Origin of the sequence: Halomonas sp. SSL-5 (assembly GCF_030708455.1) — a bacterium.
Classification (GTDB): domain Bacteria; phylum Pseudomonadota; class Gammaproteobacteria; order Pseudomonadales; family Halomonadaceae; genus Halomonas.
In genome coordinates this window covers 64,881-78,950 of sequence record NZ_JAUYWF010000004.1, presented here as the reverse complement: position 1 = coordinate 78,950, position 14,070 = coordinate 64,881, and the positions used below count along the sequence as shown (strand labels likewise).

The 14,070-nt window shown below is 67.8% G+C and carries 17 protein-coding genes; 14 read left to right on the top strand and 3 right to left on the bottom strand.

The window, feature by feature from the left end; genetic code table 11:
• Positions 1–66 precede the first annotated feature (66 nt).
• From RAN53_RS05660 to RAN53_RS05620, 9 genes are all read left to right on the top strand, one after another.
• Entirely contained in the window at positions 67–369 is a 303-nt protein-coding gene (locus RAN53_RS05660) for an urease subunit gamma (RefSeq protein ID WP_305795845.1), read from the top strand.
• 28 nt (positions 370–397) lie between these two features.
• On the top strand, positions 398–718 hold the full coding sequence (locus RAN53_RS05655; protein ID WP_305796073.1) for an urease subunit beta: 321 nt from the start codon (positions 398–400) through the stop codon (positions 716–718).
• Positions 715–2,418 carry an urease subunit alpha gene (gene ureC / locus RAN53_RS05650; RefSeq protein WP_305795844.1) on the top strand — a complete coding sequence of 568 codons (1,704 nt, stop codon included), beginning with the start codon at positions 715–717 and terminating at the stop codon, positions 2,416–2,418. The genes RAN53_RS05655 and ureC overlap by 4 nt, the downstream gene beginning before the upstream one ends.
• Before the next feature lie 109 nt (positions 2,419–2,527).
• Positions 2,528–3,067, top strand: a complete 540-nt coding sequence (ureE, locus tag RAN53_RS05645) for an urease accessory protein UreE (RefSeq protein ID WP_305795843.1) — start codon at positions 2,528–2,530, stop codon at positions 3,065–3,067.
• Positions 3,057–3,770: an urease accessory protein UreF gene (locus tag RAN53_RS05640; RefSeq protein ID WP_305796072.1), complete on the top strand. Its 714-nt coding sequence runs from the start codon at positions 3,057–3,059 to the stop codon at positions 3,768–3,770. The genes ureE and RAN53_RS05640 overlap by 11 nt, the downstream gene beginning before the upstream one ends.
• Positions 3,771–3,781: 11 nt before the next feature.
• The gene (ureG, locus tag RAN53_RS05635) at positions 3,782–4,444 is read left to right on the top strand and encodes an urease accessory protein UreG (RefSeq protein WP_305795842.1); all 663 of its coding nucleotides are present in this window, start codon (positions 3,782–3,784) and stop codon (positions 4,442–4,444) included.
• A 37-nt stretch (positions 4,445–4,481) separates the two neighbouring features.
• A complete protein-coding gene (locus RAN53_RS05630; RefSeq protein WP_305795841.1) occupies positions 4,482–4,709 on the top strand; it encodes a hypothetical protein in 228 nt (75 codons plus the stop codon).
• Between the two features lie 161 nt (positions 4,710–4,870).
• Entirely contained in the window at positions 4,871–6,295 is a 1,425-nt protein-coding gene (locus RAN53_RS05625; RefSeq protein WP_305795840.1) for a phospholipase D family protein, read from the top strand.
• A gap of 98 nt (positions 6,296–6,393) precedes the next feature.
• On the top strand, positions 6,394–6,624 hold the full coding sequence (locus RAN53_RS05620; RefSeq protein ID WP_305795839.1) for a lipopolysaccharide assembly protein LapA domain-containing protein: 231 nt from the start codon (positions 6,394–6,396) through the stop codon (positions 6,622–6,624).
• A 12-nt stretch (positions 6,625–6,636) separates the two neighbouring features.
• On the opposite strand, the gene RAN53_RS05615 is transcribed toward RAN53_RS05620, so the two are convergent.
• Entirely contained in the window at positions 6,637–7,563 is a 927-nt protein-coding gene (locus tag RAN53_RS05615; protein ID WP_305795838.1) for a YihY/virulence factor BrkB family protein, read from the bottom strand.
• Positions 7,564–7,750: 187 nt separating this feature from the next.
• Here RAN53_RS05615 and RAN53_RS05610 point away from each other — a divergent pair, with 187 nt between their 5' ends.
• The 5 genes from RAN53_RS05610 to dcd all read left to right on the top strand — a co-directional run bounded on the left by RAN53_RS05610 (position 7,751) and on the right by dcd (position 12,113).
• Positions 7,751–8,425 (top strand): hypothetical protein, encoded by a 675-nt coding sequence (locus tag RAN53_RS05610; RefSeq protein WP_305795837.1) that lies wholly within the window; start codon positions 7,751–7,753, stop codon positions 8,423–8,425.
• Positions 8,426–8,500: 75 nt separating this feature from the next.
• The gene (locus tag RAN53_RS05605; protein ID WP_305795836.1) at positions 8,501–9,232 is read left to right on the top strand and encodes an RNA pseudouridine synthase; all 732 of its coding nucleotides are present in this window, start codon (positions 8,501–8,503) and stop codon (positions 9,230–9,232) included.
• A 136-nt stretch (positions 9,233–9,368) separates the two neighbouring features.
• Positions 9,369–10,484, top strand: coding sequence for a kinesin (locus RAN53_RS05600; RefSeq protein WP_305795835.1), 1,116 nt, complete (start codon positions 9,369–9,371; stop codon positions 10,482–10,484).
• Between the two features lie 157 nt (positions 10,485–10,641).
• A complete protein-coding gene (gene apbC, locus RAN53_RS05595) occupies positions 10,642–11,442 on the top strand; it encodes an iron-sulfur cluster carrier protein ApbC (protein WP_414842963.1) in 801 nt (266 codons plus the stop codon).
• A gap of 104 nt (positions 11,443–11,546) precedes the next feature.
• On the top strand, positions 11,547–12,113 hold the full coding sequence (gene dcd / locus RAN53_RS05590; protein WP_305795834.1) for a dCTP deaminase: 567 nt from the start codon (positions 11,547–11,549) through the stop codon (positions 12,111–12,113).
• 115 nt (positions 12,114–12,228) lie between these two features.
• Here the strand turns inward: dcd and purN are convergent, their stop codons facing one another.
• Together purN and purM are read right to left on the bottom strand one after the other, a co-directional pair.
• On the bottom strand, positions 12,229–12,966 hold the full coding sequence (purN, locus tag RAN53_RS05585; protein ID WP_305795833.1) for a phosphoribosylglycinamide formyltransferase: 738 nt from the start codon (positions 12,964–12,966) through the stop codon (positions 12,229–12,231).
• A complete protein-coding gene (gene purM, locus RAN53_RS05580) occupies positions 12,963–14,027 on the bottom strand; it encodes a phosphoribosylformylglycinamidine cyclo-ligase (protein ID WP_305795832.1) in 1,065 nt (354 codons plus the stop codon). The genes purN and purM overlap by 4 nt, the downstream gene beginning before the upstream one ends.
• Positions 14,028–14,070: the final 43 nt, after the last annotated feature.

Genomic DNA, 14,070 nt, shown 5'->3' with positions numbered 1-14,070 from the left:
AGGCGAGTCCATCAGTCATCAACCCGAACGACTGGGGTATGCCCCCAATAGCCTGGAGACTCCGACATGGAACTGACCCCCAGAGACAAGGACAAGTTGCTGCTGTTCTCGGCGGCCCAGTTGGCCGAGCGTCGCCGTGCCCGTGGCCTGAAGCTCAACTACCCCGAGGCGGTGGCGCTGATCAGCTTCGAGATCCTCGAGGGTGCCCGTGACGGACGCTCCGTGGCTGACCTCATGAGCTTCGGCCGCGAGATCCTGACGCGCGATGACGTCATGGAGGGCGTGGCCGAGATGGTCGACGAGGTCCAGGTCGAAGCGACCTTTCCGGACGGCACCAAGCTGGTCACGGTTCATTCGCCGATAGTGTAAGGAGGTCGACCCCATGATTCACGGCCCAATGATTCCAGGACAGTACCAGTTGCAGGATGGCGAGATCGAACTCTGCGTGGGTCGCGAGCGGATGACCGTCACCGTGGCCAATACCGGCGACCGGCCGATTCAGGTCGGCTCGCACTACCACTTCGCCGAGGCCAACCCCGCCTTGCGGTTCGACCGCGACAAGGCACGCGGCTATCGCCTCGACGTGGCCGCCGGCACCGCGATCCGCTTCGAGCCCGGTCAGAGCCGCGAGGTAACGCTGATCCCCTACGTCGGCCGCCGCCATATCTACGGCTTTCGCGGTGCCGTCATGGGCAGCCTGGAGGGCGACTCCCAATGAAGATCTCACGACAGGCCTACGCCGACATGTATGGCCCCACGGTGGGCGACCGGGTGCGCCTGGGGGACACCGAGCTGTGGATCGAGGTGGAGCGCGATGCCACCCACTACGGCGACGAGGTCAAGTTCGGCGGTGGCAAGGTGATTCGCGATGGCATGGGCCAGAGCCAGCGCCACGATGATGCGGTCATGGATACCGTGATCACCAATGCCCTGATCCTCGACTGGTGGGGGATCGTCAAGGCGGATGTGGGCATCCAGGCGGGGCGCATCGCCGCCATCGGCAAGGCCGGCAACCCGGATACCCAGCCCGACGTGGAGATCGTCATCGGTCCCGGCACCGAGATCATCGCCGGGGAGGGCAAGATCCTCACCGCCGGAGGTATCGATGCCCATATCCACTTCATCTGCCCGCAGCAGGTCGAAGAGGCGCTGATGAGCGGCGTCACTACCATGCTGGGCGGCGGTACCGGCCCCGCGACAGGCTCCAATGCCACCACCTGTACGCCAGGCGAGTGGCATATCGGCAAGATGCTTCAGGCCGTCGACGACATGCCGATGAACATCGGCTTTCTCGGCAAGGGCAATGCCAGCCTGCCCGAGGCGCTGGAGGCCCAGCTCGAGGCAGGGGCCATGGGGCTCAAGCTCCACGAGGACTGGGGAACCACCCCGGCGTCCATCGACAACTGCCTTGGCGTTGCCGATGCGTATGACGTCCAGGTGGCGATCCATACCGATACCCTGAACGAGTCGGGCTTCGTCGAGGATACCCTGGCGGCCTTCAAGGAGCGCTGCATCCACACCTACCATACCGAGGGCGCCGGGGGGGGCCATGCGCCGGATATCATCACCGCCTGCTCGAAGGATTACGTGCTGCCTTCGTCGACCAATCCAACCCGGCCCTACACCGTTAATACCATCGATGAGCACCTCGACATGCTGATGGTCTGTCACCACCTCGACCCCAGGATCCCCGAGGACGTTGCCTTCGCCGATTCGCGCATCCGCCGCGAGACCATCGCCGCCGAGGACATCCTGCATGACCTGGGCGTGATCTCGATGATCGCCTCGGACTCCCAGGCCATGGGCCGCGTCGGCGAGGTGGTGTGCCGCACCTGGCAGACCGCCCACAAGATGAAGGTCCAGCGTGGCCTGCTGCCCGAGGACGAGGCCCTGGGTGCCGACAACTTTCGCGCCAGGCGCTACATCGCCAAGTTCACCATCAACCCGGCCATCACCCACGGCATCGCCCACGAGGTGGGCTCCGTCGAGGTGGGCAAGCTGGCCGACCTGGTGCTCTGGAAGCCGGCCTTCTTCGGCACCAAGCCGGCCTTGATCCTCAAGGGCGGCATGATCGTGGCGGCCCCCATGGGGGATCCCAACGCCTCGATCCCCACACCCCAGCCGGTGCATTACCGTTATATGTTCGGCGCCTTCGGCCGGGCGGCGAGCCAGACCCGCCTGAGCTTCGTCAGCCAGGCGGCACTGGAGGCCGGCATCGGTGAGCGGTTGGGGCTACGCAGTACCCTCAGTGCCTGCCGCGATGTCAGGCAGATCAGGAAGGGCGATATGAAACTCAACGACGCCTGTCCCGAACTCACCGTCGACCCCCAGACCTACGAGGTGCGCTGTGGTGGTGAGTTGCTCACCTGCGAGCCCGCGATAGAACTGCCGCTGGCCCAGCGTTACCACCTGTTCTGATGACAATGGCGAAGAGACGTCTTTTGCATGAGAGCCAGCGTGTCCGCCAGGTAGCGTTGAGCAACGGCAAAGCGTGCTCGTCTCGAGATAACGGAGGAGGGATTTTCCAATGTTGAAACTGACCGAACGCCTGGGGCCCATAGCGGCGAGCCAAGCGGATGACAGCCTGACCCTGCCTTTCGATCTGCGCATTCGTGGACGACTCAAGGCGGTCAGCGATTCTGGCCGCCAGCTTGGCCTCTTCCTGGACCGCGGGCCTGTGCTGCGCGATGGCGAGGGCCTGTGTGCCGAGAACGGTGAGGTGGTGCGCGTGCATGCGGCCGTGGAGCCGGTGGTCACCGCCCGCATTGCGGCGGGGCTGCCTCTGGCCCGGCTCGCCTACCACCTGGGTAACCGCCATGTGCAGCTGGCGCTTGGCGAAGACGACCAGGCGTCATCCGGCCTGCGCGGCTTCGTGCGCTTCCCGCCGGACCATGTACTCGAGGAACTGGCCGAACGCCTGGGGGCGACGCTCGAGCATCATGAAGCGCCCTTCGACCCGGAGCCCGGTGCCTATACCCAGCTCGGCCATGGCGCTTCTCATGAGCACCACGACCACGACCACGACCACGACCATGATCATCCTCATGAACATACCCATGCACAGTGAGCCGGCTGGCATCGGGCAGGGCGACGACCTGGCGCTGCTGGGCCTGATGCAACTGGTCAGTCCGGCGCTGCCTATCGGCGCCTTCGCCTTCTCCCAGGGGCTGGAAAGCGCCTTCGAGCTGGGCTGGGTGGTCGACGAGGCGAGCCTTGGCGAGTGGCTGGACGGTGTGCTGGAGGATGGCCTCACCCGCTGCGAACTGCCGGTGCTGGCTCGCCTGATGGGGGCCTGGGGCGAGGGCGATGATGGCGCGCTGACTGAGTGGGATAACTGGTTGGCCGCCAACCGTGAGACCGCCGAACTGGCCGCCGAGGATGCCCGTCTCGGTGCTTCCCTCACGCGTCTGCTGGGCAGTCTCGATCTGTTACCCAACAGCGTTTCAGCAGAGGCCCCGGCATTGCCAGTTGGTGCCGGTTACCTGACCGTATTCGCCTGGACGGCCCATGTTCGCGGCGTCCCTAGACGCCAGGCGATGCTGGGCTTCGGCTGGGCCTGGCTGGAGAACCAGCTCGCGGTGGCCTGCAAGGCTCTGCCGCTGGGGCATACCGCGGCGCAGCGTCTGGTCGAACGACTCCGCCCGACCCTGGTCGGCGCCGTGGACCAGGCCTTGAGTCTGCAGGATGACGAGCTCGGCCCGATTCTGCCCGGCCTGGCGCTCGCCAGTGCGCTGCACGAGACCCAGTACTCACGACTGTTCAGAAGCTAGGAGACAATACGATGACACATTGCCTGCGTATCGGCGTCGGCGGCCCGGTGGGCTCCGGCAAGACGGCCCTGCTCAAGCAGCTCTGCCTGGCGCTGCGTGACCACTATGATATCGCCGTGGTGACCAACGATATCTATACCCGGGAGGATGCCGATTTCCTGCTCAAGCACGAGGCCCTTTCGGCGGATCGCATCCTGGGCGTGGAGACGGGCGGCTGTCCGCATACCGCCATCCGCGAGGACGCCTCCATGAATCTCGCCGCCATCGACGAGCTGCAGGCGCGCCATCCGCGACTGGAGCTGGTACTGGTGGAGTCCGGCGGTGACAACCTCTCGGCCACCTTCAGCCCCGAGCTGTCGGATCTGACCCTCTACGTGATCGACGTGTCCGCCGGCGACAAGATTCCCCGCAAGGGCGGTCCCGGCATCACCAAGTCGGACCTGCTGATCATCAACAAGATCGATATCGCCGAGCAGGTCCACGCCTCACTGGAGGTGATGGAGCGTGATTCCCGCAAGATGCGTGGCGAGCGTCCCTTCGTGTTCACCAACCTCTACGACGGCGTCGGGCTGGAGGCGATCATCCGCTTCATCCTCGACCGCGGCATGCTGCCGGATCGCCGGCCGCCGGATCGCCGGCCGCCGGATCGCCGGACCGAAGCGGCTACCGCCTGACCCTAACCATCATTTACCTCACCCGGGAGACCCCTCCATGGACACTCGACTCTCTTCCATCAACCGCGCCGGACTCTCGGCAGCCGCCATGCTGCCGTCCACTACGATACTGGCCCACTCGGGGCATGGTGCCCCCTCGGTGCATGCCCACACCGGCAGCCCGTCGATGCTGGTCGTGCTCGGGATCGTCATCCTGGGCGTGGCCTCCCTGGCGGGGCTGGCACGCCTGATTCTGCGTCGTCGCCGGGCAGGCCGCCAGCAATAAACGGCCCTGAACCGGGTCAGCTTGAACCCGACCTCGGTCGGGTGCACTGCTTTTTGCCTCCCCTGTCGCTATGCTGGCCGTTGACGCTGCCCGTTGGGGTGGCATGACCGACAGAGGGTGTCATGGACGGCGGGCAGAAACCGGGGCGGGGGAGGCGGCGAATGTGGCCATGGTTGCTGATGGCGTTGCTGGTGGCCTGGGGCGCCATGGGCGCCTGGCAGCGCTACAAGCCGTTGCCCGACGACGTCTCCCGGGCCTTCCCGGAGCGCCCCGCCGGCGAGGTCCGCTTCCTGGCCGATGAGACCTGGTATGGCCCCGCGGGCGAGCGGCACAGCCGGCGGCAGATCTTCGACGAGGTGCTGGCGCTGATCGGCCAGGCCCGGCGCCTGGTGGTGCTCGACATGTTCCTGTTCAACGATTTCGCCGGCGCCGCCGACGGCCGCGAGTTCCGACCGCTCTCCACGGAGCTCACCGACGCCCTGATCGAACAGAAACGCCGTTACCCCGACCTCGAGGCGGTGATGATCACCGACCCGCTCAACACCCTCTATGGCGGGCTCGAGCTCGAACACCTCGAGGCCCTCCGCGAAGCCGGTGTCAGGGTGGTGATTACCGATCTCAACCGGCTGCGCGCTTCGAACCCACTCTGGTCGGGTGTCTGGCATCTGGGGCCGCGCTGGCTCGGCAACGGCAGCGACGGGGGCTGGCTGCCCAATGCCCTGGGACCGGGGCGGGTACCGCTGCGCAGCTACCTGGCGCTGCTCAACTTCAATGCCAACCACCGCAAGACCCTGGTGGTGGATCGCGGCGAGGGCTGGGTGGGGCTGGTGACCTCGGCCAACCCCCACGATGCCAGCAGCCTCCACGGCAACGTCGGCCTGCGCTTCGAGGGGGCGGCGGCCCTCGACCTGCTGGCCTCCGAGCGGGCGGTGGCCGGCTGGTCGGGCGTGACGCTTGCCGGGCCGGAGCCCCCCGCGCGGACCCCGGCAGAAGGGGGCGTGCGCCTTCAGCTGCTCACCGAAGGGGCGATCCGTGATGCCCTGCTGGCGGCCATCGCGGCCAGCGGCGAGGGCGACCGGCTGGACCTGGCGGTGTTCTATCTTGCCCATCGCGGGGTGATCGAGGCACTCCAGGCGGCCAGCGGGCGAGGGGTGCGGGTTCGCGCCCTGCTCGATCCCAACCGCGATGCCTTCGGCCTGGAGAAGGGCGGCATCCCCAATCGGCCCGTGGCCCGCGAACTCGTCGCCTCGGGTATCGAGGTGCGCTGGTGCGCCACTCGGGGCGAGCAGTGCCACAGCAAGCTGCTGCTGCGCCGGCCCGCCGACGGCGGCGAGGCCGAGATGATCCTCGGCTCGGCCAACTTCACCCGGCGCAACCTCGACGACCTCAACCTGGAGACCAGCGTGCGCCTGGCCGGTCCCACCGCCGCGCCAGCGCTGCGCGACACCGGCGACTTCTTCGAACGGCGCTGGCAGAGCTCGCCCGAGCGCACCACCAGCGAGCCCTTCGCGGCCTTCGACGACGCCACTGCCTGGCAGCGGCTGCGCTACCGGATCATGGAGGCCACCGGGCTCTCGACGTTCTGAGCGCCGAGGGTTCGCCGCCTGCCAGGGCATGGGCGCTGCTTGACACCGGCCAGGGTACTGGCCAGCTTGGAAGGGCCGATAGCAAAAGGAGAGTGGGCATGGACAAGCTGCTGCTGGCCGTGAAGCTGGTCATCACGGCACTGGTACTGATCCTATTCGTGCAGAACATCGCGATGGTGGAGGTGCGCTTCCTGACCTGGAGCCTGTCGCTGCCCCTGGCCTTGCTGCTGGTGGTGATCTACCTGCTGGGCATGGTCAGTGGCAGAAGCCTGATGGGCCTGGTCCGCAGGCTGCGTCGCAACGGCGGGGCGCACGAGCACCGCCGCTGAACCCCCCGGCACTCAGTCGACGTGGGTCACGGCCTGGTGGCGCGGGTCGACGTGCCAGGCCAGGCCGAGCCGCGAGTTGCGCTCCAGTTCGGCGATCACCTGGGCACCCAGCAGCAGGATGATGGCGCCGACCTCCAGGCTCAGCAGCACCACGATCAGGGTGGCAAGTGACCCGTAGACGGCGTTGACGAAGGAAAGGTTGGCGAAGTAATAGACCAGCAGCAGGCGCACACCCTCCCACAGCAGGGCCGCCACGAAGCCGCCCACCAGGGCGCGACGCAGGGCGATCCGCACCACGGGCAGTACCTTGTAGATGGCGCTGAACAGCAGGAAGACTCCGACGAAGCTGGTCAGGTTGAGCAGCGGTTCGGAGAGTCCGGCCAGCGGCAGCTCGCGCCCCGCGAGGGCCATCGACAGGGCGTTGAGGCCGCTGAGCAGGCTGACGACCAGGGTCAGTGCCAGCAGGCCCGCGCCCAGCACCACCATGAAGGCGTAGGGCAGCAGCACCGAGACCCAGACGCTGCGCTTCTGGTACTGGGCATCCGGGGCATGGAAGATGATGGCCAGGGCGTCCTCGAGCATGCGGAAGGCGAAGGAGCTGAACAGCAGCAGCACGGGAAAGCCCAGCAGGCCGATCACCTCCCGCGAGTCGAGCAGGGCGCGTACCGCCTCCAGCAGCACCTCGGCATGGGCCGGCGCCAGGTGGCGGGCCTGGACCGTAAGCACCTCCAGCAGGCGCGTCTGGTCGACCACGCCCGCCAGCAGCACCACCAGCAGGGCGAACAGCGGCACGATGGAGAGCAGGATGTTGTAGCCGACCCCGCCGGCGAGCAGGATTCCCCGGTTGCGCAGGAAGGCGCAGATCACCCGCCAGAGAAAGCGTGCTATCCGCGGCAGCAGGGTAAGGGCAAGGTGGCGAGCAGGGGGAGGAGATGTCATCGGCCTTGCCATCCATGGACGTTACGGCATCATACGCTCGCGCCTGTGCCCGGCGTCAACGCTTGTCGTGCCGGGACGGCTCGTGCACACCCCGGCGAGACGCTGCATGGCAACGCCTCGCCGGGGCCCGCATAATGCGTCCCCGACCCTACCGTTGCTCCCCCACCTCCTTGCGATAAGAGACCCCATGGCCAAGTTCGAAACGATCGGTACCGCCAGCATTCCCGGCAAGGGCAGCGAGCTGCGGCTATTGCAACGCAACGACGAGTTCTCGATCCGCATCGTCGGTGCGCCCGGCGAGCTGATGAATACCCGCCTGCACGGCTCCGAGGATGCCCTGGCCGAGCTGGCCTGCCAGCGGGTCGCCGAGCGCCCCGCGGCCCGGGTGCTGGTGGGCGGCCTGGGCATGGGCTTCACCCTGGCCGCGGCGCTGGCCGCCCTGGGCGAGGACGCCGAGGTGGTGGTGGCCGAGCTGGTGCCCGGGGTGGTGGAGTGGAACCATGGCCCGCTGGGCGCCGCCGCCGGCTACCCGCTGAACGACCCGCGCACCCGGGTCAGCCTGGGTGACGTGGGTGCGCTGCTGCGTCGCGAGCCCGGCGGCTTCGATGCCATCATGCTCGACGTGGACAACGGTCCCGAAGGGCTGACGCGTCGCGAGAACGACTGGCTCTATTCGCCGGAAGGGCTGGCCGTGGCCCAGCAGGCGCTGCGTCCCGACGGGGTTCTCGCCGTATGGTCGGCAGGCCAGGATCCGGCCTTCACCGAGCGTCTGCGCCGTGTCGGCCTGCTGGTCGAGACGGTCACGGTGCGCGCCCACCGTCCCGGCAAGGGCGCCAGGCACTGCATCTGGCTGGCCTACTGAGATGTCATCAATCACAGCAAGGGGCAGCAGCCCCCATGGCATGGCGTATCGCAAGGCTTCCGCAGGGGAACTGGCATGAGTGACAACACAAGCGGTGAACGGCTCTCCAAGCGGCTGGCCCGCGAGCTGCCCTGTTCGCGCCGCGAGGCCGAACTCTATATTGCCGGGGGCTGGGTGAGCGTCGATGGCCAGATCGTCGAGGAGCCCCAGTTCAAGGTCGTCGACCAGCGTGTCGAACTCATGTCGGGGGCCCGCCCCCGGGAGATCCCGCCGGCGACTCTGCTGTTCAACTGTCCCGCCGATATCGGCGTCGCCGAGGGCGAGGACCTGGCCAGGCGGCTGATCCGCAAGACCAACCACTGGGCGGAGGATCCCGCCGGCCAGGCGCCGCTCAAGGCGCACTTCCGGGGCCTGGTTACCCTGCTGCCGCTGGGTCCCGCTGAAGCGGGGCTGCTGGTGTTCACCCAGGACCGTGGCGTGGTGCGACGCCTCGAGGAGAAGCGCTCGCGACTGGAGGAGGAGTGGCTGGTGGAGGTGACCGGCAGCCTGGACGAGCGAGGCCTCGAGGCGCTGCGCGATGGGTCGGCGGTGCCGGGGCGCCGACTGGCCCCGGGCAAGGTGAGCTGGCAGAGCGAGAACCGCCTGCGCTTCGCCATGAAGGGCATGGTACCCGGCCAGCTCGAGCCGATGTGCCGGGCCGTGGGGCTCGGCGTGGTTTCCACTCGCCGCCTGCGGGTCGGCGGGGTATCGCTCGGTTCGGTGCCGACCGGAGAGTGGCGTTACCTGCGCCACGACGAGCGCTTCTGAGGCGCCACGCGCCAGCCCTTTCCTCGCCAGGTGTCGCTCTGTATGCTGATCTCGAGTGACCCTTTACTGCTCGGCCCCCGCCGATCGGTGCCGATTCCGGTGCCGGCCCCTGGGCCGACTCACCGAGGATGCATCCATGTCGGAAACCCCTCAGACATCACCGTTCAAGGACAATCGCGTGCGCGGCCTCGCCGGCATCGCGGCAATCGGCGTGGTCTGGGCGATCATCGCCCAGTCCAGTGCCGGCACCCACAAGGAGGCACGGGAGGCCCTGGAGGCCGAGATGGCCGTGCTGGAGTCACGTAACCAGACCCTGTCCACCCAGCTCGATGAGCGCGACGAGGCCAACCAGGAGATCGCCGATCTCGAGGGGCAGATCGCCGAGCTCGAGCAGCGCCGGCAGACCCTGCAGGCCGATGTCGAGGCCCGTGAGGCCGAGGCCAGCGAGCGTCTCGAGGCCATCCAGGCGGAGATCGCCAGCGCCGAGACGCGACTCGAGGAGCTGCAGGCCTCCCGGGAGGCCCTCGAGGCCAACATCGCCACCCTCGAAGAGGAGCAGGCTGGCCTCGACGCGTCTCTGGCGGAGATGAAGGCAGAGCGCGACACCGTGGAGCAGGCGCGCAGCGATGCCGAGGAGGCACGTGAGTCCGCCGAGGCTGCCCGGCAGGAGGCCGAGGCCCAACGCCAGGAGGCGGAGCAGGCGCGTCAGGCCGCGGTGGAGGAGCGCCAGGCCGCGGAGGAGGCCCGTCAGCAGGCCGAGGCCGACCTCGAGGCGCTGCAGGCCGAGATCGAGGCGGCCGGCGAGCGTAAGGCGACCCTCCAGAAGGAGATCCAGTCCAGCCAGGAGGAACACGAGGCGCTGCGCTCGGAGCTCGCCACCCTCACCGAGGAGCGCGAGACGCTGGGCCAGGAGCTCGAATCGCTGCGCGGCGAGCGTGACCAGGCGCAGCAGGCGGTCCAGGAGGCCGAGGGCCAGCTCGAGGACCTCAAGCTCGCGATCGGCATCGGCCGCGACGAGCTGGCCGGTGTGGAGAGCGAGGTCGAACGGCGCGAGAGCCAGCTTCAGGGGCTGGAGTCGCAGCTGGCGACGTGGCGCAGCGAACTCGAGTCGCTGGAGGTCGGCAGCGACGCGAGCAACGGCGATGCGGAGTCGGCAGCAACCGAAACCAACCTTGGCGGTGATGCAGAGGCCGGGGAGGCAGAGGGCAGCGAAGCCGAGCCGACGGCCGAAGAGGGTGATGATCAGGGCTGAAACCTGCGTGCCCTGACGGCATCACAGGACGGCGGGCCCCAGGGTCCGCCGTCCTGCCGTGGGTGGTTCGGTCGCCGCGGCGCAGGGCGTATACTGATATCCAGCGAGCCGGCCTCGTGCCGGCCGGGTGATTCAACAAGCGAAGGAGCAGGATGTGATCGAAGGGGTCAAGCATATCGTCGCCGTGGCATCCGGCAAGGGCGGCGTCGGCAAGTCCACCGTCACCGTGAACCTGGCCCTGGCCATGGCCGCGGAAGGCTACCGGGTAGGCATCCTGGATGCCGATATCCACGGTCCCAGCCAGGCCCAGATGCTCGGCGTGGGGGAGGGCGTGCGTCCCGAGGCGGCCGGCGAGAATCGCATGCGTCCGCTCGAGACCCACGGCATCCAGGCCATGTCCATGGCCTTCATGGTCGATATCCGCGAGCCCATGGTGTGGCGCGGGCCGATGGTGGCCGGCGCCTTTCAGCAGCTGCTGACCCAGACCGTCTGGGATGATCTGGACTACCTGTTCATCGACATGCCGCCGGGCACCGGCGATATCCAGCTGACCCTGGCCCAGAAGGTGCCGGTGGACGGCGCGGTGATCGTGACCACCCCCCAGGACATCGCCCTGCTGGACGCCCGCAAGGGCATCGAGATGTTCCGCAAGGTCAACGTGCCGGTGCTGGGCGTGGTGGAGAACATGTCGCTGCATATCTGCTCGAACTGTGGCCAGGCCGAGCCGATCTTCGGCGAGGGAGGCGGCGAGCGCATCGCCACCGAGTACGAGACCCGAGTGCTGGGTCGCCTGCCGCTGGCCCTCGCCATCCGCGAACAGGTCGATGGTGGCCGGCCCACGGTGGTCGCCGAGCCGGAGGGCGAGGTGACCGCCACCTTCCGCGACATGGCGCGCCAGGTCGCCGCGCAGGTGCAGGCGCAGTCCGACGAGGGACCCAGCATCTCGTTCAGCGACTGAGCGAGCGGGACGTCGAGGTGACGCCCGTTGCCGGGGCCGCTATCATGGCGGCCCCGAGCCCTGGCGCCCGGGCCCAAGACTTCACTTCAGCAGGAAATGTCCCGATGAGCATCAAGTCCGACAACTGGATTCGCCGCATGGCCGAGCAGGAGGGGATGATCGAACCCTTCGAGGCCGACCAGGTTCGCTATGTGAACGAGCGTCGGGTGATCTCCTACGGGACGTCCAGCTACGGATACGACGTGCGCTGCGCCGACGAATTCAAGGTGTTCACCAATATCCATTCGGCGGTGGTCGACCCCAAGGCCTTCGACGACAAGAGCTTCGTCGACGTCAAGGGGGATGTCTGCGTCATACCGCCCAACTCCTTCGCCCTGGCGCGCACCGTGGAGTACTTCCGCATCCCGCGCAGCGTGCTGACCATCTGCCTGGGGAAATCCACCTACGCGCGCTGCGGCATCATCGTCAATGTGACGCCGCTGGAGCCGGAGTGGGAAGGGCACGTGACCCTGGAGTTCTCCAACACCACCAACCTGCCGGCCAAGATCTACGCCCACGAGGGCGTGGCCCAGATGCTGTTCCTGGAGTCCGACGAGGTGTGCGCGACCTCCTACAAGGACCGCGGCGGCAAGTACATGGGGCAGCGCGGCGTGACCCTGCCGCGCACCTGAAGACCGTCGGCCAGGTCCAAGTGACAAGGTGCAAGTGACAAGAAAGCCCCGCCGGCGCTTAGCCTGCGGGGCTTTTCAGTGGCGCTGAACGCCTTTCTACTTTCTACTTGGCCGCTTATCCCTCGAGATCCTCATCCAGCTCCTCGGCGGCGTCGGCGTGGGACATGCGCAGCCCGTGAGGCGGCAGCGGGGTGCCGTCCAGGCTCGCGCCCTCGCCCGAGAACTGCAGGCGCCCCTCCAGACACCACTTCACGGCGATGGGGTAGATCAGGTGCTCCCGGGCATGCACCTTCTGCTTGAGGCTCTCCTCGGTCTCGCCCTCGGCCACCTCGACCACGGCCTGCATCAGGACCGGCCCCCCGTCGAGTTCCTCGGTGACGAAGTGCACGCTGCAGCCGTGCTCGGCGACGCCATCGGCCAGCGCCCGGGCATGGGTGTTCAGGCCCTGGTAGTCGGGCAGCAGCGAGGGGTGGATATTGATCAGGCGCCCCAGGAAGCGCTGCACGAAGCGCGGGGTGAGGATGCGCATGAAGCCGGCGAGTACCACCAGATCCGGCTCATGGCGCTCGATCACCTTGATCAGGGCGCCGTCGTAGGCGTCGCGACTCTCGTACTCGCGGTGGGGCAGTACCACCGCGTCTATGCCCGCCTCCCGGGCGCGGGTCAGGCCAAAGGCGGCCGGCTCGTTGGAGATGACCGCGACGACCTCGCCGCCCAGGGCATCGTGGTTCTGGGCGTCGATCAGCGCCTGGAGGTTGCTGCCGTTGCCGGAGATCAGCACCACTACCCGGCGGGCATCGGCGGCCTCTGGGGTGAAGTCCTGCAGGGTATCGCTCTCGTCGTGCTCGCTCATGCCTCCAGGTTCTCCAGCATCACCCGGTCACCGCCATCCTCGCCGGCGACGATCTCGCCGATACGATAGACCGCCTCACCCTGGGCCTGCAGGTGGGCACGGGCCTGGTCGGCCTTCTCGGCAGGCACCACGATGACCATGCCGATGCCGCAGTTGAGCACGCGGTACATCTCCTCCTCGGCGACGTTGCCCTGCTCGCGCAGCCACTCGAAGACGGCCGGGCGCTGCCAGGCGGTGACATCGACCCGGGCGGCGAGGCCCTCGGGCAGTACCCGGGGCAGGTTCTCGGTGAGGCCGCCGCCGGTGATATGGGAGAGGGCATGCACCGGTACACCGCTCTCCTTGATCAGCGACAGCAGCGGCTTCACGTAGATGCGTGTCGGCGCCATCAGGGCGTCGCCCAGCGACTCGCCGTCGAGCTCGGTGTCCAGCGAGGCGCCGGAGACCTCGAGGATCTTGCGGATCAGCGAGTAGCCGTTGGAGTGGGGGCCGGAGGAGGCCATGCCCAGCAGTACGTCGCCCTCGGCCACCTGGTGGCCGTCGAGTATCTCGGACTTCTCCACGACGCCGACGCAGAAGCCGGCCAGGTCGTAGTCGCTGCCCTCGTACATGCCGGGCATCTCGGCGGTCTCGCCGCCCACCAGGGCGCAGCCGGCCCTCTCGCAGCCCACACCGATGCCGTCGACCACGTCGGCGGCGATGTCCACGTCGAGCTTGCCCGTGGCATAGTAGTCGAGGAAGAACAGCGGCTCGGCGCCGGCCACCACCAGGTCGTTGACGCACATCGCCACCAGATCGATGCCGATGGTGTCGTGGCGACCCAGGTCCATGGCCAGGCGCAGCTTGGTGCCGACGCCATCGGTGCCCGACACCAGCACCGGCTCGCGGTAGCCGGTGGGCAGTTCACAGAGGGCGCCGAAGCCGCCCAGCCCGCCCATCACTTCCGGGCGAGTGGTACGCTTGGCGACCCCCTTGATGCGGTCGACCAGGGCATTGCCGGCGTCGATATCGACGCCGGCGTCCTTGTAACTGAGCGAGGGGCGTGAGGAGGAGTCGGTCATCGGGAGTCCTGTCGGGTGGTCGGCGTGGCGGGAGCCGCCGCGC